Annotated in this window: 15 protein-coding genes; 2 read left to right on the top strand and 13 right to left on the bottom strand. The window is 71.7% G+C overall.

Annotated features, from left to right (window positions below):
- The first annotated feature begins 5 nt into the window (after positions 1-5).
- Positions 6-1,259 carry an MFS transporter gene (locus ACIBF7_RS38315; RefSeq protein WP_397199305.1) on the top strand — a complete coding sequence of 418 codons (1,254 nt, stop codon included), beginning with the start codon at positions 6-8 and terminating at the stop codon, positions 1,257-1,259.
- Between the two features lies 1 nt (position 1,260).
- Here ACIBF7_RS38315 and ACIBF7_RS38310 read toward each other — a convergent pair whose 3' ends face one another.
- A complete protein-coding gene (locus tag ACIBF7_RS38310) occupies positions 1,261-2,463 on the bottom strand; it encodes an erythromycin esterase family protein (protein WP_364234234.1) in 1,203 nt (400 codons plus the stop codon).
- 495 nt (positions 2,464-2,958) lie between these two features.
- Here ACIBF7_RS38310 and ACIBF7_RS38305 point away from each other — a divergent pair, with 495 nt between their 5' ends.
- Complete coding sequence (locus ACIBF7_RS38305; protein ID WP_397199304.1) at positions 2,959-4,353, top strand: family 43 glycosylhydrolase; 1,395 nt, start codon at positions 2,959-2,961, stop codon at positions 4,351-4,353.
- A 40-nt stretch (positions 4,354-4,393) separates the two neighbouring features.
- Here the strand turns inward: ACIBF7_RS38305 and ACIBF7_RS38300 are convergent, their stop codons facing one another.
- The 12 genes from ACIBF7_RS38300 to ACIBF7_RS38245 all read right to left on the bottom strand — a co-directional run bounded on the left by ACIBF7_RS38300 (position 4,394) and on the right by ACIBF7_RS38245 (position 22,285).
- The gene (locus ACIBF7_RS38300; protein WP_397199303.1) at positions 4,394-5,266 is read right to left on the bottom strand and encodes a hypothetical protein; all 873 of its coding nucleotides are present in this window, start codon (positions 5,264-5,266) and stop codon (positions 4,394-4,396) included.
- A 148-nt stretch (positions 5,267-5,414) separates the two neighbouring features.
- On the bottom strand, positions 5,415-7,892 hold the full coding sequence (locus ACIBF7_RS38295; RefSeq protein WP_364234241.1) for a GH116 family glycosyl-hydrolase: 2,478 nt from the start codon (positions 7,890-7,892) through the stop codon (positions 5,415-5,417).
- Positions 7,889-8,707: a carbohydrate ABC transporter permease gene (locus ACIBF7_RS38290; RefSeq protein WP_219549518.1), complete on the bottom strand. Its 819-nt coding sequence runs from the start codon at positions 8,705-8,707 to the stop codon at positions 7,889-7,891. The genes ACIBF7_RS38295 and ACIBF7_RS38290 overlap by 4 nt, the downstream gene beginning before the upstream one ends.
- Positions 8,704-9,636 carry a sugar ABC transporter permease gene (locus ACIBF7_RS38285; protein ID WP_364234244.1) on the bottom strand — a complete coding sequence of 311 codons (933 nt, stop codon included), beginning with the start codon at positions 9,634-9,636 and terminating at the stop codon, positions 8,704-8,706. The genes ACIBF7_RS38290 and ACIBF7_RS38285 overlap by 4 nt, the downstream gene beginning before the upstream one ends.
- A gap of 56 nt (positions 9,637-9,692) precedes the next feature.
- On the bottom strand, positions 9,693-11,009 hold the full coding sequence (locus tag ACIBF7_RS38280) for a sugar ABC transporter substrate-binding protein (RefSeq protein WP_364234247.1): 1,317 nt from the start codon (positions 11,007-11,009) through the stop codon (positions 9,693-9,695).
- 16 nt (positions 11,010-11,025) lie between these two features.
- Positions 11,026-12,099, bottom strand: coding sequence for a glycoside hydrolase family 172 protein (locus tag ACIBF7_RS38275; RefSeq protein ID WP_364234250.1), 1,074 nt, complete (start codon positions 12,097-12,099; stop codon positions 11,026-11,028).
- Between the two features lie 101 nt (positions 12,100-12,200).
- Positions 12,201-13,691, bottom strand: coding sequence for a DUF4185 domain-containing protein (locus ACIBF7_RS38270; RefSeq protein ID WP_397199302.1), 1,491 nt, complete (start codon positions 13,689-13,691; stop codon positions 12,201-12,203).
- Positions 13,688-15,328: a hypothetical protein gene (locus ACIBF7_RS38265; RefSeq protein WP_397199301.1), complete on the bottom strand. Its 1,641-nt coding sequence runs from the start codon at positions 15,326-15,328 to the stop codon at positions 13,688-13,690. Before ACIBF7_RS38265 ends, ACIBF7_RS38270 begins: the two co-directional genes overlap by 4 nt.
- A 9-nt stretch (positions 15,329-15,337) precedes the next feature.
- Complete coding sequence (locus ACIBF7_RS38260) at positions 15,338-16,798, bottom strand: FGGY-family carbohydrate kinase (protein WP_271277527.1); 1,461 nt, start codon at positions 16,796-16,798, stop codon at positions 15,338-15,340.
- Between the two features lie 69 nt (positions 16,799-16,867).
- On the bottom strand, positions 16,868-17,860 hold the full coding sequence (locus ACIBF7_RS38255) for a LacI family DNA-binding transcriptional regulator (protein ID WP_397199300.1): 993 nt from the start codon (positions 17,858-17,860) through the stop codon (positions 16,868-16,870).
- 141 nt (positions 17,861-18,001) lie between these two features.
- On the bottom strand, positions 18,002-19,414 hold the full coding sequence (locus ACIBF7_RS38250) for an ABC transporter substrate-binding protein (protein ID WP_271277526.1): 1,413 nt from the start codon (positions 19,412-19,414) through the stop codon (positions 18,002-18,004).
- A 36-nt stretch (positions 19,415-19,450) separates the two neighbouring features.
- The gene (locus tag ACIBF7_RS38245) at positions 19,451-22,285 is read right to left on the bottom strand and encodes an ATP-binding cassette domain-containing protein (RefSeq protein ID WP_397199299.1); all 2,835 of its coding nucleotides are present in this window, start codon (positions 22,283-22,285) and stop codon (positions 19,451-19,453) included.
- Between the last annotated feature and the right edge of the window lie 25 nt (positions 22,286-22,310).

Here is a 22,310-nt window from a genome sequence, read left to right as displayed (position 1 = left end):
AGCCGATGTCCGTCACCGCGCCCGTCCGCCGGGCCCGCGTCGCCGTCGCGGCGCTGTTCCTCACCAACGGCGCCGTGTTCTTCAACATCGTCCCCCGCTACCCGCAGATCAAGGCCGACCTCGGAGTGACCAACGCCGTCTTCGGCACCGCGCTGGCGGGATACCCGCTGGGCGCGCTGCTGGCCGGGCTGCTCGCCGGCGCCGCCATCCGCCGCTTCCGCTCCGCGCGGGTGGCGGCGTTCGGGATCGTCCTGACGACGATCGCGACGCTGGTCCTGCCCTTCGTGCCGAACTGGGTCGCGTTCGGCGGCGTGCTGTTCGTCGTGGGCGCTCTCGACGCGATCGTCGACGTCGCCCAGAACGCCCACGGCCTGCGCGTCCAGCGGCTCTACCGGCGCTCCATCGTCAACTCGCTGCACGGCCTGTGGAGCGTCGGCGCGGTGCTGGGCGGCCTGATGGGCGCGGCCGCCGCCGGTCTCCGGCTGCCCCTGGCGATCCACCTGGCCATCTCCGCCGCGCTGTTCAGCGTCGTCGCCGTGGTCGCCTACCGGTTCCTGCTGTCCGGCCCGGAGGACGCCGAGCGCACCGCCGAGGCCCAGGACCCGGCCGCCGCAGACGGCCATCCAGCCGCCCCGGCCGCCGCCGAAGGCCATCCGGCCGCCCTGCCCGTCCGCGGCGGGCGGCGCTCGTTCGCCGGTCCCGCCGTGCGGATGCTGGCCGCGCTCGGCGTGCTGGCGGCCTGCGGCGCGCTCGTCGAGGACGCCGGCGCGTCCTGGGGCGCCCTCTACCTCAGCGGCCTGCACGCCGACGCCGCCACCGCCGGCCTGGCCGTGGTGGCCTTCCAGGCCGCCATGACCGCCGGCCGCCTCACCGGCGACCGCGTGGTGGACCGCTTCGGCCGGCGCGCCGTCGCGCGGGCGGGAGGGGTGCTGGCCGCCGCCGGCATGGGCGGCGCGCTCGCCGTGCCGTCGATCGCGACCGCGCTGATCGGCTTCGCCCTGGCCGGGCTCGGCTTCGCGACGCTCGTCCCCGCCGCCATGCACACCGCCGACGAGCTGCCGGGGCTGCCCCCCGGCACCGGCCTGACCGTCGTCAGCTGGCTGCTGCGCGGGGGACTCCTGCTGTCCCCGCTCCTCGTCGGACTCGTCGCCGACCTCGTCAGCCTCCGCGCCGGGCTGCTCTCCGTCGTGCTGGCGGGCCTCGTCACGGTCGTCTTCGCCCGTGCCCTGGTCGACCGGGAACACGTCCAGTCGCGCTGACCTACCTCGGCGGCATGTCCTTGACGTACACGATGCCGTCGCTCTGAGCCAGGTGGGCCGGATCGAGGGGGAAGTAGCCGAACCAGGAGGACTCGCGGGGCCCGGGCGGCGCATCGGCGAGGACGGCGGCCAGCCGGCGGGCGTCGACCAGGCAGCGGTCCTCCGGGAGCGCGTACAGGAGCCCTTCGACGGTGCCCGGGGGCGGGGTGTCCACCCCCTGGTGCCGGATCGTGCCGAGAGCCCCGGCCACGAAGGCGTACTCCTCGCCCAGATGGGCGCTCACCAGCGCGCCGGCGCCCCACCAGTCCAGCGGCAGGTCGCCCATCCGCATCGCGGCCTCGTGCCGCTGCAGGTGGAGGTTGTGGGCGTGGACCAGCACCGGACCCCGCCGTGCGGCCGCGAGGAGGTTGTCGGCCATGATCGAATCCCGTACGCCCAGCAGCCGCGCCATGCGGCCCGGCGAGTCGTCGGCCATCCAGAAGTGGTAGCGCATCAGGCCGGTGGCGGCTCTGGCGTACTGGCGCGCGCGTTCCCAGGCGTCCCGTGAGGTCGCCGCGATCAGGTGCGGCGTCCGCTCGTCGAGCAGCGCCGCCAGGTCGTCGGCGAGCAGCCGCAGCTCGCGGGCCTCGGCCGACCGTCCCACGGACCGGGACGGATCCATCATCGCCGCCTCGTCGGTCCACCGCTCGTCGGCGCCGAGCAGGCGGTCGAGCGTCTCCGCGGTGCAGGGGAGCAGGCTCTCGTGCACCAGGGCCGCGAGGTAGCCGTGAAGAGCGGTGAGCGACTCCCGGGGGCTCGCCGGGCCGGTGATCTCCATCGGGCCGTCGACACCGGCGAAGCGCAGCCGCTCCGGCGCGGGCCGGCCCTCGTTGTGGGCGCGCATCCAGCGCACGAGCTCGCGGTTGCCCGCCGCCGCGCCCCAGCCGTGGCTGATGCCGCGCTCCATGACCTCGTCGAGGGTGCCCTCGCCCGTGGCGACGTAGTCGTCCACGACCAGGCCCATCACGCAGTCGCTCTCGATGGCGATCGTCGTGTAGCCCTCCTGCTCGACGAGCTGCCGGAAGAGCTCGTTGCGGACGTCGAGCAGGAGCTCCTCGCCGTGGGTCGGCTCGCCCAGCGCGAGCACCCGCGGCCGCGCCGGGAGCAGCCGCATGACGGCGGCGGCCTCGACGGCATGGGCGGTGTCCTTGATGCCACTAGTCATGCCCTCAACGGTATCGTTGGACATACGGTTGAGACTTTGCTCGCCTCCATGCCTGGTTGAGGCGCACAACCCTCAAAAAGGGGTCAGCTGTCCGACCTAGCGGCCACGGGCGCGGCGGCACGGACGTGCGACGGTCGCGAGCGGTGAAACTTTCAGCGCGCCGCGCCGGGCGACCGGAGCCGCGCGGGGCGATCCCCCGTGGGGATCACGGGCAGGTGGCGGGCGGCGGCGGGGACCGCGGGCGGCGGCGGGCGCCGTTCCTGCGGTACGGCGGGGCTGCGCGCGATTCCTTGACCGGCCGGGTGTTCGCGCTAACACTGGGCGCACAACCAGGATGACCAGCACCGCGGACGTCGGCCCTCGGTGGTGTAGTTCTCGATCGACCTTCCTTTCTCGACAGCCCAGCCATATGTTAGCGCTAACATCGAGAGGCGCTCTATGAACAGACCCGCTTCCTCACGACCGAGACCCCGCCGCGCCCTCACGGCAGCCGTCGTGGCACTGCTGGCCATGTGCCAGACCCTCGTGGCCGCCGGGCAGGCGGCCGCCGCGACGATCGACACCAGCGCCTGGTACGTGCTGGTCAACCGGCACAGCGGCAAGGTCATGGACGTCTACGAGCGCGCCACGGCCGACGGCGCGCCCATCGTCCAGTGGGCCCGCAACGACGGCGCCTGGCAGCAGTGGCAGTTCGTCGACTCCGGAGGCGGCCACTACCGCCTGCGCTCCCGCCACAGCGGCAAGGTCCTCGACGTCCGCGACAACTCCACCGCCGACGGCGCGAACATCGTCCAGTGGAGCGACCGCAACGGCGCCAACCAGCAGTTCCGCGTCGCCGACACCGACAACGGCTTCGTCAAGCTGATCAACCGCAACAGCGGCAAGGCCCTGGAGGTCTGGGAGTGGTCGACCGCCGACGGCGGACGGCTGTCGCAGTACGCCGACCTGAACGGCGCCAACCAGCAGTGGCAGCTCGTCAAGCTGGGCGACTCGTCCACGCCGCCGCCCTCCTACCCCGACCCCGGCACCGTCACCGGCTCCGTCAACGTGCACGATCCCGAGGTGGCCAAGACTCCCGCCGGCGGCTATCTGCTGGCCCACACCGGCGAGGGCATCCAGCTGAAGACCTCGGCCGACCGGACGGCCTGGCGCAACGCCGGGTCCGCCTTCCCCGGCGGCGTGCCGTGGGCGCATCCGTACACGAACGGCGGCAACACGCTCTGGGCGCCGGACATCACCTACACCGGCGGCCGCTACGTCATGTACTACTCGGCCTCCACCTTCGGCTCCAACCGCTCGGCGATCTTCCTCGCCACCAGCACGAGCGGGGCGTCGGGGTCGTGGACCAACCAGGGCCTGGTCATCGAGTCGCGGACCTCGGACGACTTCAACGCCATCGACCCCAACCTCGTCGTCGACGACCAGGGCCGCTGGTGGCTGAGCTTCGGCTCGTTCTGGTCCGGCATCAAGATGATCCAGCTCGACCCGGCCACCGGCAGGCGGCTCGGCTCGGCCGTCCACTCGATCGCCGGCCGCAACGGCGGCGCGATCGAGGCGCCGACCGTCTACCGGCACGGCGCCTACTACTACCTGCTGGTCTCCTTCGACGCGTGCTGCCGGGGCGCCGCCAGCACCTACCGCGTCATGGCCGGCCGCTCCACCTCGGTGACCGGCCCGTACGTGGACCGCAACGGGGTGGCGCTGACCGCCGGCGGCGGCACGCAGATCCTGGCCGGCCACGGCGACATCCACGGCCCCGGCCATCAGGCGGTCCTCGCCGACACCGACGGCGACGTCCTCTTCTACCACTGGTACGCGGCGGACAACTCGTCCCGGCTGGGCATCAACAAGATCGGCTATGACGCGGCCGGCTGGCCGTACGTCTACTGACGCGGCAGGGCGGCCGGCACGCGCCGCGCCCGGCCGCCCTCTACCCGCCCCCGGCGTCCCCGTGCACCCCGGTCGCCCGCAGCAGGTGCGGGCGCAGGAGTTCGGCCCGCTGCAGGGGCAGCCCGCCGGCCCGCGCGGCGCCCGTGAGCGCGTCGGCGATCCAGCCGGGCTCCACCTGACCGCCGTCCGGCCGCCTGATCAGCGGCTCGTCGGCGCCCCGTCCGGCGGACTCGGCCTCCAGCAGGCGGCGGATCTGCGGCGAGATCGGGTACGCGACCGGGTCCCGCTCGTCGCGCACGACGAGCACGACGGGCGGGCCGTCGCCGGGCAGCGCATGCAGGTCGCGGGCCGACAGCGAGGCGAGCGCGTCCGCGGACGTGCCGGTGGCCTCCAGCAGGGCGACGGCGAGCGCCTCGGCGCGCCGGCCGTCACCGGCCAGCCGCGCGATCCCCCTGCGCAGCAGGCGTCGTTCGTCCCGGGTGAGGCGGGACGTGCCGTTCAGGATGCGCTGCGCCCGTACGGCGCCGGTCCGCTCGGCGTGCGCGTAGAAGGAGGCCACGACGGCGCGCCTGCCGGCCACCGTCGCCTGGGCCAGCGGCCTGGCGGTGACGCCGTCGCCGGTGGTGAGTGCGGCGTAGCAGTAGGCGTCGAGATGGGCGGCGGAGGCGGCCAGCGGTTCGAGGCCCTGTTCGGCCGCGTACAGCCAGCGCAGCCATGAGGCGAGGACCCGCAGGCAGGTCCGCCGCCGGGCCGTGGAGGGCCTGCCCGCGAGCCAGGTCATGGCCGCGCGCCAGGTCAGCGGGTCCAGCGCGTCGACCAGGGCCACGTCGGCGTCGCCCCGGCCGCGGTGGGGCGGGCCAAGCCCTCCGAGCTGACCGACGCTGGTCAGGCCGGAATCGTCCAGGCGGCTCATGCGGTGACCATGACCCCCGAAGTGGTGCCGTATGTCGCGGAGGCGGCGACGTGCCGAATATAGCGGACCATGCATGACAGACCGATCACGAATAGATCATTCCACGATCTGCCATGCCGTCAGCAGCGTCCGGCCGAGGACGGGGCGTTCAGTGACAGATGATCTCGCTGATCCTCAGCTCGCCGTGCGCGGGAACCACGCGGGCGCCGCCGGCGTCCCGGATCAGGGTTCCCCAGCCCGTCGGGAGCAGCAGCGGCCATCGGCCGTGCCCGCGCGGCGCCAGGGTGAGGCGCCCGCTGGTGGCGTCATAGGAGGCTCCCGCCAGGGCGTCGAGCACCGACCAGCCGGCCATGGCGCGCACGTAGTGGTCGCCGCACTCGATCTCGTTGTAGGGGTTGCGCCGGCCGCCGTCGTAGCGGCGCCAGAGCCCGGCGAGGATCGCCTGCGCCTCCTCCTCCAGCCCTTCCCAGAGGCAGTGCGCCGCGACCTGGTACTCGCTACCGGTCCACACCTCGTCGCAGTAGCGGGTGGGCACCGCCGGGCGGCCGCCGAGCGGCCAGGTGCACATGAGCAGCCCGGTGTCGTCCTCGTCGGCGAAGACCCGGTAGGGGTGGTCGAAGTCGCGGAAACCGGTGCGCAGGTTGTGCCCGACGACCGCGCGGAGGGCCGAGACGACGTGCTCGCGAGGCAGCAGGTGGCCGAGGCCGAGCTGGTGCGCCCACCACTGCCCGATGAGCTGGTCGGCCAGGCAGCCTTCGAGCCACTGGAACTCGGCCGAGTCGCCCTCCTCCAGGACCTGCACGTAGTACGAGCCGTTGAACAGCGCCTCGTCGTAGCGGGCGCTGCCGCGGTCGAACAGTTCGCGCAGCTCCGCGGCCAGGCCCGGCTCCCCGGCCGGCACCGCCATCTCCTCGGCGGCCCGCAACGCCGCCAGCCAGAGCGTGCCCATGAACGGGTTGAGCCCGCACAGGTCGATGTCGTGGGTGGACGGCTGCACGCCGTGCAGCACCCCGCTGCCCTCGGGGTCCCAGGTCGCCCGGACGTGCCCCAGCAGCCGCTTCACCCCAAGCCACCAGGGCTCCAGCGGGGCGCCGTGCCGTACCTCGCGGTAGGTCTTCAGCACGGCCCCGAGCATGCCGTCGAGCGCGGGCTCGACCGGCCCCCCGACGGGCACGTCCCAGAGCTGGCGCAGGTAGGTCGGCGCGATCACCCGGTGCGGCAGGTAACCCTCCGGCGCCTGCATGACCTCGTACTCGGTGGCGCGCATGCTCCGCTCCAGCGACGGGAAGAGCCTGGCCACCGCCTGCGCGTAGTTCCAGACGTGGGTGCAGTTGAGCGGGCAGGAGCCCCCCACGTCGCCCGACCACATCACGGTCGAGGCGCCCAGCACCCCCTCGAAGCCGAAGAACGCCCCGTCGGCCGTCCGGAAGCACGACGGGCTGCGCGGGATCGACGCCTGCGCGGCCAGGTGTTCGGCCGCCTGGGCGGGCAGGCTGCTGTCCGCCAGGACGTCCACCCACCGCAGCGAGGTCTCGCGGAGCGGCGTCCACCGCTCGCGCACGTGGGCCGCCACGTCGAGGGCGTCGGCGAAGCGGGTGGCGTAGGCGTTGCCGAGCCAGAACCTGGTCGGCCCCCACTGCGGGTTCGGCGGACCGAACTGTACGAAGTTCGCGTAGCGGTTCGGGAAGTACCACGCCAGGCACAACCGGACGGCACGGGTCTCACCGGGAGTCAGCACCATCGGGGCGACCACGCCGCCGTTCCACGTCAGGCCCGCCGGGCTCGGCCCGAACCCCTGCCGCGGCCCGCTCGCCTGGTAGTCGGCCTGCCAGGACGCGTGCCGCGCCCGTTCGGCGTCGCCGTAGACCGCGCGCCCGGCCACGAAGGCGAGGAACTCGTCGGGATGCGTCCACTGCGGGAGCACCGCCGCGTCGGCCGCGTCCACGGTCAGCACCATCTGCCCGGCGCCGGGCGACGCCGGGTCGATCAGCGGGTTCTCCATGACCAGCGAGGTCCAGCCGCCCGCGCGGCGCACGCTGTTGACGTTGCCGCCGTAGCCGAGCCCGCGCACGCCGTCGATCGGCGTGGTCCCGTCGTGCCCGACCGGGTTCTGCGCGGCCGCCGCCAGCCACACCTGCGCCGGCAGCGGCCCCGGATTGGCGATCGTGAAGGTGAACAGCGCGACCGGCAGCGAGCTGTCGTCCACGTCGAGCGGGACCAGCGGGTTGAACGCCTCCAGCCCGACCTCGACGGGCAGCCCGTGGTACTCCAGGTGGGCGAAGGGGTAGAGGCCGCGGAAGGTCGTCCCGCTCACCGCCCGGCGCGTGCGCAGCAGATCGCGCTGCCACGCGGGCACGTGGTCGTCGTTCACCAGCGGCGTGGCCGGAGCGTCCGGTGACCGCGCCTGAAGGACGAACAGCTCGTTCGCGGGCGGCTCCCACGTGCTGACGCGCAGCGCGAAGAACGTGTACGGCAGGACGCCGCGATGGTTGCCGCAGTTCTGCAGCTGCCACTGGCGCAGCCCGCCGTCCGCGCCGATCGCGAGGTTGCCGGTGCCGATCCCGCCGAGCGGCATGGCCACGTGCCTGCCCTGCCCGTGCGGGATGGGCCGGGCCGCGCCGTTCACTTGAGCCCCGAGAGGCGCACGCCGCGGATGATGTGCCGCTGGAAGATCAGGAACAGCACGATGACGGGCAGGGCGGCCAGCGTCGAACCGGCCATCAGCAGGCCGTGCTCGCTGGTCCGCTCGGAGCGGAAGGTCGCCAGGTACTGCTGGATCGGGAAGAGCTCAGGGTCGGTGATAGTCAGCACCGGCCAGATGTAGGAGTTCCAGAACATCAGGAACGACGTCGCCCCGACCACCACGAACGCGCCCTTCGAGAGCGGGACGAAGATGTGACGGAAGATCCGCCACGGCCCCGCCCCGTCGAGCTGGGCGGCCTCCTCCAGCACCGCCGGCACCGACAGGAAGAACTGGCGCAGGAAGAAGACCTGCACGCCCGCCGCCGCGCCGGGGATCACCAGCACCGCCAGGCTGTCGAGCATGCCCAGCTCGGTCACCACGATGAAGGAGGTCAGCATGATCGCGATCCCCGGGATGAACATCGTGGTGAGCACGATGACCCAGATCGTCCGTTTGAAGGCGAACTCCAGCCGGGCGAAGGCATAGGCGCCCAGCGCGTTGACCACCAGGCTGAGCGCCGCGAACAGGGCGGCGCCGGCGAACGTCACGCCCAGCGAGCGCAGGAACGCCTCGTCGGCCAGGAGCCGCGCGTAGTTGTCCCAGCGCCACATCTCGGGGAAGAACTGGAACGGGGTCGCCACGACCTCGGTCTTGGCCTTGAACCCCGCCATCGCCAGCCACGCGAGCGGGAACAACGCGGCGACGACGAAGACCGCGGCCAGGCCGTACCGCAGGATCGCGCCGGGTGCGCCTCTCATGCGTCCATCGCCTTCTCTGATCTGACCAGCCGGAAGATGATCGCCGACACCGTGCCGAGCACGGCGAACAGCAGCAGCGCGGCGGCGATCGAGTAGCCGACGTACAGGTCGGTGGTGAAATGCTGAAGGATGAACAGGTTCGGCAGGTTGGTGGAGTTCACCGGGCCGCCCTGGGTCATCAGCAACGGCAGGATGAGGAACTGCAGCGACGCCGCGAAACCGGTGATCAGCAGGAACAGGATGACGTTCTTCATGAGCGGCAGCGTGATCCTGAACATCTTCGTCCACGGGCCGGCGCCGTCGAGCGAGGCGCACTCGTAGTAGGTCTCCGGGATGTCGAGCAGCCCGGCCAGCATGATCAGGGAGGCCACGCCCATGCCGATCCAGATCGCCGGGACCGCGATGGCCGGCAGCGCGGTGACGGTGTCGCCGAGCCAGGGGATCGCCTCGATGCCGAAGAAGTCGAGGAACCAGTTGAGCAGCCCGCCGCGGTGGGTGTAGATGAGCGCGAAGACGATGGCCGCGATCACCTCGGAGATCACCGCGGGCACGTAGATCGTCACCTTCATCACGGTCGCCATCCGCCGGCTGACCGACTTGACCAGGTTGGCGAAGACGAAGGCGATCGTGACCTGCGCGGGCACCACGATGGCGGAGAAGAGCAGGCCGCGCGTCACCGAGTTGACGAACTCCACGTCGGTGAGCACGTTGAGGTAGTTGCGCAGCCCGACGAAGACGGCCGGGTCGTAGAAGCTCCAGGTGAAGAAGCTGATGTAGACCGCGTGCAGCAGCGGCCAGACGACAAAGACGCCGAGCAGGACCAGCAGCGGGGCCAGCATGACGAAGGCGGCCCGGTTCTCCCGCCTCGGCCGGGGGCGGGCGCCGGCGCGCGGCCGGGCGCGCGTGGCCCGCAGTGACGTGACAGCCACCGGCACTCCTTTCTCCGCCGCCGGTCCGGCGCGGACCGGCGGCGGGCTGTGCGGGATCAGGATCCCTGTCCGGCCAGGTCGTTCTTGGCGATCAGCTCTTTGATCTCCGCGTCGGCCGCTCGCAGGGCCTCGTCGATGTCCTTGCCCTGCAGCGCCTTCTCGACGGCCTTGCCGAAGGCCAGGCTGACGGCCCAGTCATAGGCCGGCTCCGCCTTGGCGTACCGCACGACCCGCTCCTCGATCGTCTTGGCCCACGGGTTCTCGGCCGCCGCCGGGTCCTTGGCGATCGCCTCGGCGACGGCGGCGCGCGGCGAGTACTTGGAGAACTTGGTGTTCTTGAAGAACTCGACCAGCAGCGTGGTGTCCTCGGCCAGCAGCCAGGAGACGAAGCCGGCGGAGGCGCGGGCGTCGCGGGACTTGGCGTCGACGACCAGCGTCCAGCCGCCGAGCGTCGCGGTCGGCTTGGTGGCGTCGCCGTCGAAGGAGGGCAGGGCCGCCACTCCGATCTGGCCGACCAGCTTCGGATAGTCCTGCAGCAGCACGCTGGCCGCCCACGAGCCGCACACCATCATCGCGGTCTTGCCCTGGCCCAGCGGGTTGGCGTCGGCGTACGGCGCCAGCGGCTGCTTGGGCATGATCCCCTGCTGGTAGAGCGTCTGGTAGACCTGCAGCAGCTGCTTGTAGGCGGGGTCGGCGGCGCGCGGCGCGGACCAGTCGTCGCTGATCGGCAGGTGCCCGGCCGCGTTCCACTGCAGGCCCCACGTCGACCAGGCCAGGTCGATCTGGTTGGCGGCGGTGACGACGCCCGCGACGTCCTTGGTGGTCAGCTTCCTGCCGTAGTCGATGAGCTCCTGCCAGGTGGCCGGCGGCCGCTCGGGGTCGAGCCCGGCCTGGGCGAACAGGTCCTTGCGGTAGAAGAGCACGGCCGACGGCTCCACCAGCATCGGGTACCCGTACTTCTTGCCGTCGTGCTCCACCGAGGCGAGCACCGGCTCCTGCAGCCCGGTCCACTTGTCGGCCGGGATGAGCGGGTCGAGCGCCTGGATCACGCCGGTGCGGGCGAAGCCGGGCACCTTGCTGTAGTTGACCGTGTAGACGTCGGGTGCCTTGCCCGCGGCCTGGGCGGACCTCATCTTCTGGTCCCAGGTGTCCGCCGGGACGATCACATGCTTGAGCACGACCTCGTCCTGGGACTTGTTGAAGGCCGCGACGGCCTTCTTGTACCAGGCGTCCTCCTGGTCGGTGAACTTCTGCTGCCAGAGCGTGATCTCGGACTTGCCGGGCGCCGACGGGCCGGCGCCCGATCCGCAGCCGGCGGCCAGCACGGTCGCGCCGGCCACGGCCGCGACCAGCCGGATGAGTGGTGTGCGCACGTCGTCTCCTCTCGCGTCACAGGATGGGCAGCCGGGCGCTGACGGGCGGGAGCGTGAACGGCCGGTGCGGGAGCTCTTGGTACCAGTACGCGACCGAGGACAGGTCGTCCTGGCGGCGGTTGGCGTGACCGTGCTCGATGGTCACCTTGATGGAGGTGGTGAAGGGCACCGGGTCCTCGACGTGGAAGCGGTACATCGAGATCTGCCCCGACCAGTTCTCCCCGCCGGGCAGCGTCAGGCCGTGGTACGGGGCGTGGTAGGACTGGCTCGGGCACCAGGCGGTGTTGAAGTAGTCCTCGGTCCCGGTGCCGTGCAGGCTGGGCGGGAAGGCCTCGCCGTCGATGAAGATCATGTCGTCGCCCTCGCCGTACCAGTTCCAGTCGGAGGTGCGGCGCAGGTTGGTGACGTTCAGGACGCAGCCCACGTAGTGGCCGCGGCCCTCGGCCTCCAGGATGAGGTAGTTGCCCGCCCCGTCCTGGTTGGTGCCGCCGAACAGGTACTCGGCGTTCGTCATGGACCCCTGGTCGACGCCGTCGGCGGGGTTCTCCCGCCGCCACTGGGCGTGGAAGCGGCCCAGTCCGTCACCCAGCTCGTCGAACTCGTCGTAGTCGATGTAGTAGTAGAACCAGAGCACCTCTTCCTCGCACTCGCTGGTCAGCTCGAACCTCGCCCGGCTGCCGAACGGCATGTGGAACCAGCAGTTGAAGGCCTTGCCGTCCTGCGGGCTCATCTGCAGCGGCGCCGAGACGAAGTTCGCGGTGCGGGCGTGGCCCATGCCGAAGAAGTCGCCCAGCGGCACGAGCACGCTGGGGTGCTCGTTGTCGTCCCAGAAGACGCGCAGCACGAGCTTGCGGAGGAAGTCGCGGTCGTGCGTCTCCGGCGTGCCGGGGTCGCGCGGCGCCACGGTCATCCAGATGTGGTTGACCGAGCCGGCGCCGCGGATGTCGGCGAGGGTCACGGTCTCGCCCGGCGCCACCGTGACGCGGTCGTCGTTGCCGCCCGAACGGTCCCAGCTCGACACCCTCCTGCGGCGGTGCGAGCGCAGCCGCGGCAGGTCGCGCAGGCTGCTGCCGTACTGGCCATACGTCACGGTTCCTCCTGGATATGAGAAATCGATTGCCGCTTCCTATCGCCCCGCGGGTGACAGGTCAATGAGCGTTACGCGATCGATGTACGGGTCCCGCACATCGATCAGGACTTCACCAGGGCGAAGTCGTCCAGCTGCAGCCACATGTCGCCGTTGTCCGTCCAGATCCCCGCGAAGACCTCGATCGAGCCGCGGTTCCCGCTGTTGAAGGTGACGGTGCGCTTGGTCCAGCCGCCGAGCGCGCGGAAGTTGAGCTCCGCGAACGGGGCGCCACCGGGGGCGCGGACGCCGAAGAAGCCGTTGTCGTTGTCGGGCGAGGTGCGCAGCCAGCCGGTCAGCGTGTAGTTCGTGTGGGGCGTGACCTGGACGGTCTGGTAGATGTCATGCCAGCCGCGGTTGTAGCGGACGAAGGCGTTGCGGTCGGCGGTGAAGGCCCAGGTGCCCTGGTCGACGCCGCCGTTGCCGCGCACCTTCCAGGGCGCCGCGACCGTGTTCGTGGCCTGGCGTTCGAAGCTCGGGTCGCGGACGAGGTTCGGGTTGGCGATGGTCCCGTCCGGGTTCAGCTGGACGCGGATCAGGTAGACGTTGTAGGGCGTCCACTGCGACAGCGCCAGATAGAGGTCCGGCCCCGACGACCAGGGATGCATGTAGCCGCCGTAGAGCCCGGGGAAGTCGGCGAAGCTCGCCACCACCGCCGGGCCGCTCCACGGGCCGGTGGGCGCGCTCGCGCTCCTCAGCACGACGTCGCTGCCCTTGAGGTAGGTCATCAGCCACTTGCCGGTGTGGGCGTTGAACTGGACCGACAGCTCCGACACCGGCGCCGCGACGATCGGGGCGGCGAGCGTGTCGGCGCCGGACTGCCAGGCGCTGCCCGTCCAGTACTGGTAGGCGGACTTGGTCAGGACCGCGGTCTCGGGCACCCGGGCCAGGTAGGCGGCGCCCTGGCGGCCGTTCGGCGTGCCGAACATGTAGACGTGGCCGTCGCGGCGGACGAAGGCCGCCATCTGGAAGTGGTCGGCGCCGCCGGGGTTGTCCCAGCGGGGGCCGCCGCTGGTCACCCAGGTCTGGCCGTTGTCGTCGGAGTAGGCGATGGCGGAGTAGTTGGTGTCCCAGTAGCCGGGTTCGCCCCAGTGCCGCACCGACATGTAGGCGAGGTACTGCCGCGTCCCCACCGACACCCCGGCCGTGGGGATCACGGTGATCTCGTCGCCGTCGACCTTCCTGCTCGGGATGAGCTCCTTGGCGTGGCCGGGCCGGTCGGTGGCCGCGCCGCTGAAGGACATGCCGTCGGCCAGGTTCCGGTCGGTGCTGCGCAGCAGCACCTGGCTGCGCCAGTCGTCGCCGTTGGCGCCCGGCGGCTGCCAGGAGGCGCCGAACGTGTCGCCGAACGCGGCCAGGATCTCCCCGCGGCCGTTGTCCCACATGACGCCTAGGTCGGTCGCCTTGACCTTCCAGGCGGTGTCGGTGGCGCTGACCGAGCCGGGACCGGTCATCTTGCTCACCACGACGGCGGGGGAGTGGGTCGTCGAGGCCTGGGCCGGCCCGGTCAGCGCCAGGCCCAGGAGCGGGATCAGTGCGATGCGTAAGGGCTTCACAGGGCCCCTCCTTCTAAGGAGATTCCGCACAGGTGCACGTGCACGCCGAGTTCGGCGAAGGCCGCGGCCTTGGCGGCGAGGGCGCGGTCCGCGCCGTCGGCGTCGCCCGCGTAGGCCACGTTGAGGTGGTTGGCCCGGTGGCGGGCCATGAACTGGTCGCGGGTGACGCCGTGCAGCACGGCGTGCATGATCGGCCACTGCGGGGTCGTGGCGTCGAGCCTGCGCCTGGTCTCCTCCTCGGGCAGCTCGACGACGGTCGCCCGGCCGAGGTCGGCGTGCAGTTCGCCGCCCATGATGAACACGCGCGACCAGACGATCTCGCCCGGCTTGGAGACGCCGCTGAGCGTGCCGCCGCCGAGCGGGAAGTACATCGGGGGCTGCCGCATGCTCCACGAGGCGCGGTAGCCGCCGTTGTGCGAGGCGGGTACGGAACCCGAGATCTCGAAGACCCAGACGAACCGTCCGTCGTACTCCTCGCCCCAGCGGATGTCGTGCAGCGTCGTGGCCGGGTCGAGGCCCATCGCGGTCCAGACGCGGTTGGTGATCAGAGAGTCCACGGCGACGCCCTCGTCGACCTCGTTGAAGTGCGGCAGCGGCCGTCCCGCGTACAGCTCACGGGAACCGTCGCGGCTGAGCACCGGCGGGCGGGAGACGTTGTTGAGCAGGCCCTCCGCCAGGTCGCTGGCCGGGACCACGTCCTTCAGGCCCTGCTGGTACTGGATGCCGACCGCGTCGAGGCCGAAGTCGTCGGCGATCCGCAGCGCGGCGACGTACATCTTGAACTGGCTGGTCAGCTGGGCCTCGGTCAGCTCGGTGGCCTCGTCCGTGCCGAGGTGGAAGGTCAGGCCCTCCCGGTCGAGCCAGGCGCGGACCCGCCCGGCCTCCTCGTCGCCGACCCGTTGCATCTCGGCGACGAGCGCGCTCTGCGACAGGCGCTCCTTGTAGATCCCGAGGGGGTTGAGCAGCTCGTCGTCGATGATGGCGTTGTACATGCCCATGCAGCCCTCGTCGAAGACGCCGATGATGGCCTTCTCGGTGGCGAGCTGCCGGGCGACGGCCTTGCCGAGGGCGATCTCCAGACTCTCCCCTTCCGGCCGATATTTCGTGACATGGCTGGTGTCGTGGGTGATCTCTCCGGTCTCCAGCCAGGTCTTGAGCCCGTGCCGCGACCACTCGTCGGTGAACTCCTCGCTCCACAGCACCGAGTACGGGCGACCCGCCTTGGTCAGGCTCCCGGCCAGGTTCAGCAGGCCGACCAGTCCGGGCCACTGCCCGCTCCAGTTGGCCACGATCAGGACCGGGCCGCGATGGCCGCGCAGCCCCGCCAGCACGTGGTGGCTGTACTGCCAGACCGCCTCGACGACGATGAGCGGCGCGTCCGGCGGCAGGGTCCTGAAGACGTCGATGCCGGCGCGCTGGCTGTCGATGAAACCGTGACCCTTGACGGGGTCGGCCTCGTGCCCGCGCCGCACCGACCAGCCGAGCTCGCCGAGCGCCCGGGCGAGATCGGCTTCCAGCTTCTCCTGGACCGGCCAGCAGGTCTGGTTGGCGCTCTGGCGCAGGTCGCCGCTCGCGACGGTGTAGACCACGCCGGGCTCCGCCGCGGGCGGCTCGATGAGCTGGGGGAATGCGTACATGTCTGCCCTTCAACGATGCTGACGGTCGGCGAGCTCGTGCGCGAGGCTCGCCGTGCTGGGGTAGAGCCGCAGGTAGAGGCGGTAGAGCTCGTCGTACGCGGCCGACGACTCCGGCCGCGGGGTGACCACGTGGCTCACGGGGTTCCAGGCGTCGGCGCCGGCCTCGCCGACGAGCCCGGCGGCGAGCAGCGCGCTGCCGTACGAGGCGCCGATGGAGGTGACCCGGACCTCCTGCGGCAGGCCGGTGATGTCGGAGACGATCTGGGTCCACAGGGCGCCCTGGGTGCCGCCGCCGACGGCGACGGCGCGGCGCACGTCGCCACCCGCCGCCCGGATGGTCTCGACGTTGTGGCGCACGGCGAAGCCGGTCGCCTCCAGGGCGGCCCGGTAGAGGTCGCCGCGGGTGTGCGAGAGGGTCAGGCCGGCGATCACGCCCCTGGCGCGCGGGTCCATGACCGGGGTGCGCTCGCCGGCGAAGTAGGGCAGCATGAGCAGGCCGTTGGCGCCGGCGCCGGACTCTCCGGCCTCCGCCAGGAGCTCCTCGTAGCCGGCGCCGGACAGGTCGCTCAGCCACGTGGTGATCGCGCCCGAGGTCGCCATGCCGCCGGCCAGGTTGTAGGTGCCGGGCACCGCGCCGACCGTCCCCCAGAGGCCGGGCCAGGTCAGGTGCTCGGCGGTGGTGTGGACGAGGAACATGGTCGTGCCGTACATGAGCATGAGGTCGCCCGCGCCGTGGGCGCCGACGCTGAGCGCCTCGGCCCAGGCGTCGATCGTCCCGGTGGTCACCGGGATGCCCGCCGGCAGGCCGGTCTCCCGGGCGGCCCCGGCGGTGACCGTGCCCGCCTGCTCGCCCGGCCAGCGCAGCGGGGGCAGCTCGATGCCCGGCGCGACCGCGTCGGCCCAGGGCCGGTGCCAGCCGAGGCCGCCGACGTCGTAGAGCGGCGTGCACTGGCTGGCCGAGTGGTGGTCGAGCACGTAGGCGCCGGTGAGCCTGCGCACCAGCCAGGAGCTCGGCATGTACAGCCGCCGCGCCCTCGCGTACCGTCCGGGCTCCTCGTCGGCGATCCACGCGATCTTCGCGCCGGCCGCCTGGCTCGACAGGTCCGAGCCGCCCCTCCGCCGGATCTCGTCCTTGCCCAGCTCCCGTTCGAGCCGGTCGATCTGCGCGGTGGCGCGGGTGTCGACGCCGTAGAGGATCGCGGGCCGCACCGGCTCGTCGCCGGCGTCGGCGAGCAGCACGCACGGCCCCATGCCGCTCACCCCGACCGCGCCGACCGTCACGTCCCGCGCCAGCTCACGGGCCAGCTCGGCGAACTCCCGCCACCAGTGGCGGCCGTCCATCTCGAACCGTCCCGGCCCCGGCCGGTCCACCGTGTGCTCGCGTGCCGCCGACCGCCGCACCGTGCCGTCGGGGGCGACCAGCACGCCCTTGCTGCTGGAGGTCCCGATGTCGACGCCGAGCACGTACACGAGCAACCCCTGGGAAATCGATTGCTGACTTCGCCGACGCTAATGAACCCCGCCGACGGAGTCAACAGCTCAGCGGCGCGAGCTCTCCCGTACGTGCAACTGGGTGTGCAGGGTGACGCTGCTCGCCGGACGGGTCGGCTCGGTGATCCGCTCGGCGAGCAGCAGGGCGGCGGTACGGCCCAGCTCGTAGGTGGGCTGGTCCACGGTCGTCAGGGTGGGCCGGACCAGGTGGGCCCACGGGATGTTGTCGAACCCGGCCACGCCGACCTCCTGGGGGATGCGCACCCCCTGGTCGACCAGGCATTCGACGGCGCCGACCGTCATCAGGTTGTTGACCGCGAAGACGGCGTCGGGCCGGGGATCCTGCCGCAGCAGGTCCGCCATCGCCGCGTAACCGCCCTCCTCGCGGAAGTCGGCGAACCTGATCAGCTCCGTCCTGACCTTGCGGCCGGCGGCGCGCAGCGCCCGCTGGTAGCCGCGCAGGCGCTGGGCCGCCGTCGACAACCGGCGCGGGCCGGTGACGCAGGCGATGCGCTCGTACCCCGCCTCGATGAGGTGCCCGGTGGCCAGCTGCGCGCCGTGCTCGTTGTCCACCATCACGGTGTCGACGGCGACGCCGCGGGGCAGCCGGTCGATGACGACCACCGGGACCCCGGCCTCCACCAGCCGGTTCACGTGCGTGCCCCGGCCCGAAGGAGAGATGATCACCCCGGCCATCTGGTCGTTGAGCGCGGCGGTGACGTACTTGCCCTCCTTGGCGGGATCCTCGTCGCTGTTGCACAGGACGACCGAGAAGCCGGCCTTCTGCGCGACGTCCTCCACGCCGCGGACCATCGCGGTGAAGAACGGGTTGCCGATGTCGGAGATGATGACGGCCCACAGCGTGGTCTGGCTCCTGCGCAGGTTGCGCGCCACGGCGTTGGGCCGGTACTTGAGCTCGCCCATGGCCTGCCGGACCCGCTCGGCCAGCGCCGGATCCACGCTCGACCGCCCGTTGACCACCCGCGAAACCGTCGCCGCGGACACCCCCGCGTGGCGCGCCACGTCGTAGATCGTCGTCATCCCGTCCTCGTTTCGGATCGTCTGGGGGAAGACTAACGGCAATCGATTCCCCCGTCGGGAGGCGCTGTCCCGATCCGGCCAGACTCCGGGTGGACGCCCGCCGGCGGGGTGCTCTCGGCCACTCCGCCGGCGGGCCCGCCGCTACTGGGCGTCGACGATGAAGTAGCCGCCGGTGTTCTCCAGCGGAGCCAGCGGGGTCAGCTTCTTGGCGGCGGCGTCGTACTTCACGACACCGGCGCAGGCGGCGGCGAGCACCCGTCCGGCGGGCCAGGACTGCGAGCAGGTGACGCCCTGGATCGCCTCGTAGCCGAACGAGCCGCCGTTGAGCACGTTGGCCAGCTTCTCCGCGGTGGGCTCACCCTCGATCTCGGCGAACGCCTGCAGGAACAGGTCGGCCGCCCAGTACGTCGTCACCGTGCCGATGCCGTCGGCCGGGGCGTCCGACCCGATCGCCTTGAGGTCCTCGCTGACCTGGGCGAAGCTGTCCCCGCCGAACGCCATGGCGCCCTGGGCCGTGGTGCCGATCATGCCGTCGACCGTCTGCGCCGTGCCGGGGTTGTCGAGCAGCGCCTGCGCCGCCTGCCCGTAGATCATGTCGCCGGTCCAGCCCAGCGACTTCAGCGCGCCGAGCACGCCCAGCAGTGCCGGCGCGGTGACGTTGGCCGCCACCACGTTCGCGCCCGACGCCATGATGCGCGAGGCGATCGGGGTGTAGTCGGACAGCGGCGGCTCGGTGGCGCTGGGCAGGTCCGCCTCGGCGTAGACGACGCTGAGGCCGAGGTTCTCGGCGGTCGCCCGGGACGAGATGACGCCCGCCTTGCCGTAGGGGTCGGAGGAGGCGAAGACGCCGAACTTGATGGAGGCGGCGTCCTTGCCGGTCGCCTTGAGATACTGCTCCAGCGAGGCGGAGGAGCCCACCGCCTTGCCGGGCAGCACCTCCGGGCACGAGGTCTGCCCCTGGTTGCTGTACATCCACGGGTTCTCGTTCCAGGTGCAGAAGTCCTGCCCCAGCCAGCCGAACGTCGGGACCCTGTGCTTGGCGATGTAGTCGCCGTTCACCCCGGAGGCCGGCACGTACGGCACCAGGGCGAAGACCTGCTTGGACTCGACGAGGTTCTGGGTGGCGTGCTGCGAGGCGGCCGGCTGGCCGTTGTCGTCCTGGAACCCGGCGTACTCGAAGGTGTAGCCGTTCACGCCGCCCTCGCGGTTGGCCCGCTCGAAGCGGGCCCGCGCGCCCACGTCGAGGCCGGGCAGGGTGTGCTGGCCCGCCTTGGTGTTGGTCCCGGTCCCGCCCACGGTGATGACCTTGCCGTTGACGCCGCGCACCGTCTCGCCGGTGAGCTCCGGCAGGTCGCCGAGGAGCTTGGCGATCTCCTCACCGGCCTGCTGCGCGGTCAGCGGCTCGGTCGCGGCCGCCTTGGCGGCGCCCGTGCCTGACGAACCGGAGGAGGCGGTGCCTGAACCCCCGCCGCATGCCGTGGTGAAGGAGAAGAGGGCGGTCACGGCCACCGCTGACGTGACCCGCCGGAACCGGCGGGGACGAGGAATGGTCATGGTGTTGCCTTTCTGGTTCGGTCACCCATGGGGGCGTCAGTGCACGACGGCCGACATGCCGAGATAGGCGGCGGCGACCTGCTGCTCGTCGACCTCCGACCGGTCGTTCACCCAGCGGAGGTGGCCGGTCTGGAGCGCGCCGACCTGGTCGGCGACGGTGAGGACGTCCCGAGCCTTCTCCTCGACGAGCACCACAGTGGTGCCCTCCCGCTGGAGGCGCTGGAAGGCGGCCATGATCTCCGCCGTGACGAGCTGCGCCAGCCCGAGCGACGGCTCGTCGCTGATGAGCAGGCGCGGCCGGCGCACGAGGAAGGGGGCCAGGCTGAGCATCTGCTGCTCGCCGCCGGACAGGTTGCCCGCCGGCTGCCCGGCCCGGCGGGCCAGCGATTCGAACTGCTCGTAGACCTTGGCCCGGTCGGCCTTGGACGGGAGCCAGATGCTCAGGTTCTCGTCGACGGTGATCGAGGGGAAGACGCCCCGGGACTCGGGCACGAGCACGAGACCGCGCTCCACGCGCTCCAGCGCGCCCAGCGCCGTGATGTCCTCGCCGTCGAAGACGATCCGCCCGCCGGTCGCCGGCACCAGCCCGGCGATGGCAGAGCACAGCGTGGTCTTTCCGGACCCGTTCGCGCCCAGCAGCGCCAGAATCGTCCCCTCCCGCACGGCCAGGTCGATCCCATGCAGAACCTCGACCTCCCCGTACGCCGCCCGCACCCCATCCAACTCCAGCAGCCCAGACCCGGTCCCGGTCCCGGCCCCAGCGGTCGCGGGGGCGGCAGGATCGCCGGCGGCCGTCGCGAGTGAGGCGTCCGGCTCCCGCACCGTGAGGGGCGGCTCCTCCGCCGCCTCGGCCGCCACCGTCGTGCTGGCTGCGGTCGCGGTGAGTTCGGCTCGTTTGCGGTCGCGGCGGTGTCGGGCGGCCTTGGACTGTGCGGCGAGGAGGCCGTTGGGCTGGGCCGCGAGCTGGATGGCGCCGAGCCCGAAGAGCACCTGGGGGATGAGGTCGTTGCTGGTGCCGCCCCAGCTGATCGGCCCGAGGGTGAAGCCGTGGGCCATGATCCAGGGCAGCACGGCGCTGATGATGCCGGCCTCGATGGCGCCCCCGGGCCGGCGGATCCCGATGATCACGACGATCGCCAGCCACAGGAACGTGGCCTGCGGAGGGTTGGCGGTGTTGAGGATCGTGCCGTACACCGTGACGGCCAGGATGCCGCCCAGCCCCGCGACCGCGGCGGAGATGACGAAGATGAGGAGCTTGGTGACCGGCGGGGAGACGGCCGACGCCGACGCGGCCGGCTCGGCCGTACGCACCGCGATCATCGCGCGTCCCGCCGCGGAGTCGGTGAGGTTGCCGGCGATCCAGACCATCAGCAGCACGGTGAGGAAGCAGACGACCAGCAGCACCCGGTCGTCGCCGAGGTCGATCGGCCCGAACCGCGGCCTCGGGATCGACCAGCCGGCCGTGCCGTTGGAGAACCACTCCATCTTGAACAGCACGTTGGTGGCGAGCAGCGCCAGAGCCAGCGTGGCGAAGGTGAGACTGAGCCCGGACAATCGCAGCGCAGGCAGCGCGGTCAGCGCGCCGAGCGCGGCCGCCACCAGGACGCCGACCACGGCGGCCGGCACGTAGTGCCAGCCGTTGGCCAGCAGCAGGCCGACGGTGAGACCCGCCGCGGTGGCGAACGCCCCCTGGGCCAGGCTCACCATGCCGCCGAGCCCGGTGACGATGGTGAACGACAGCAGGATGATGCCCAGCGCGAGCCCGTAGATGATCAGCTGCCGCCAGATGCCGTTGGCGAAGGTCAGGGCCGGCACCAGGATGATCGCCGACTTGATGATCCACGGCAGGGCCTTCTTGAACGGCGTGAGGTCGTCGCGGTAGTCCGGGGTCGGCTTGGCCGCCGACGCGCTGGTGCCCGCCTTGCGCCGCTTGCGGTCGTACCCGAGGAAGATCAGCGCGATGAACAGCACGGCGTACGGCACCGAGGCGGTCAGGCCGTAGACCTTGGCCGCCCAGGCGCCGACGGCGCCCAGGTAGTCCTCGTTGACGTACGCCACGACCACGTTCCGCAGGGCGCCGATGAGCAGGCCGGCGAGGAAGGCCAGCGGGACCGAGCGCAGTCCCGCCACCACGGCGGCCGTCGTGGCGACGAACAGGGCCAGCGTGTAGTTGTCGTTGACCAGCCCGAACGGGCCGGGGAACGGGGCGGCGAGCACGCCCGCGATGGCGGCCACGAAGAAGCTGATCACCCACGAGAGGGTCGAGACCCGGCCGGTGTCGATGCCGCGCAGCCGCGCCAGCACCGGGCTGTCCACCGCGGTCCGCATGTGCAGGCCGAGGGAGGTGAAGCGGAGGAAGGCCCACATCGCGAGGAAGAGCAGGATGCTGGCGGCCAGGGCGACGAGCTGGTCGTTGCTCAGGACCAGCCCCTCGGCCAGCACGTGCTGGGCGGGGGGCAGCACGCCGGGCACCTGGTACACCTCGGCCACGTCCTGGAACGGGATCCCGAACAGGTCACGCAGCGCACCGCAGACCAGCAGCACGAAGGCCGGCACGACGATGAGGACGCCGACGCCCGCGACGATCTTCGTCGACTCCTCGGCGTCGGTCAGCCGGGAGAACACCAGGCGGTCCCAGGCCCAGCCCATGAGCGGGGCGAACAGCACCACCACGAACAGCAGCGTCAGCCACTTGTTCCAGCCCAGGGCGACGTGCAGCTGGTGGTAGAGGTAGGCGGAGGCGAAGGCGGTGGCCGCGTGGCCGAAGTTGAAGATGCGGGACGTCGAGTGCGACAGGACGAGCCCGATCGCGAGCAGGGCGTAGATCGCTCCCGACACCGCGCCGCTGATCGCGATGCTGAAGAACTGCACAGATACTCCTCACGTGCCTGAAGCG

The sequence above is a fragment of the Nonomuraea sp. NPDC050478 genome (assembly GCF_044458265.1).
In the GTDB taxonomy this organism is placed as follows: Bacteria; Actinomycetota; Actinomycetes; order Streptosporangiales; family Streptosporangiaceae; genus Nonomuraea; species Nonomuraea ferruginea.
The sequence above is the reverse complement of the archived record's forward strand: the minus strand, read 5'-3'. Positions and strand labels throughout refer to the sequence as shown.

Excerpts from the sequence above, each read along its gene's own strand:
- ACIBF7_RS38315 (WP_397199305.1), top strand. The coding sequence starts at position 6 with ATGTCCGTCACCGCGCCCGTCCGCCGGGCCCGCGTCGCCGTCGCGGCG.
- ACIBF7_RS38310 (WP_364234234.1), bottom strand. The coding sequence starts at position 2,463 with ATGACTAGTGGCATCAAGGACACCGCCCATGCCGTCGAGGCCGCCGCC.
- ACIBF7_RS38300 (WP_397199303.1), bottom strand. The coding sequence starts at position 5,266 with ATGAGCCGCCTGGACGATTCCGGCCTGACCAGCGTCGGTCAGCTCGGA.
- ACIBF7_RS38290 (WP_219549518.1), bottom strand. The coding sequence starts at position 8,707 with ATGAGAGGCGCACCCGGCGCGATCCTGCGGTACGGCCTGGCCGCGGTC.
- ACIBF7_RS38265 (WP_397199301.1), bottom strand. The coding sequence starts at position 15,328 with ATGTACGCATTCCCCCAGCTCATCGAGCCGCCCGCGGCGGAGCCCGGC.
- ACIBF7_RS38255 (WP_397199300.1), bottom strand. The coding sequence starts at position 17,860 with ATGACGACGATCTACGACGTGGCGCGCCACGCGGGGGTGTCCGCGGCG.
- ACIBF7_RS38250 (WP_271277526.1), bottom strand. The coding sequence starts at position 19,414 with ATGACCATTCCTCGTCCCCGCCGGTTCCGGCGGGTCACGTCAGCGGTG.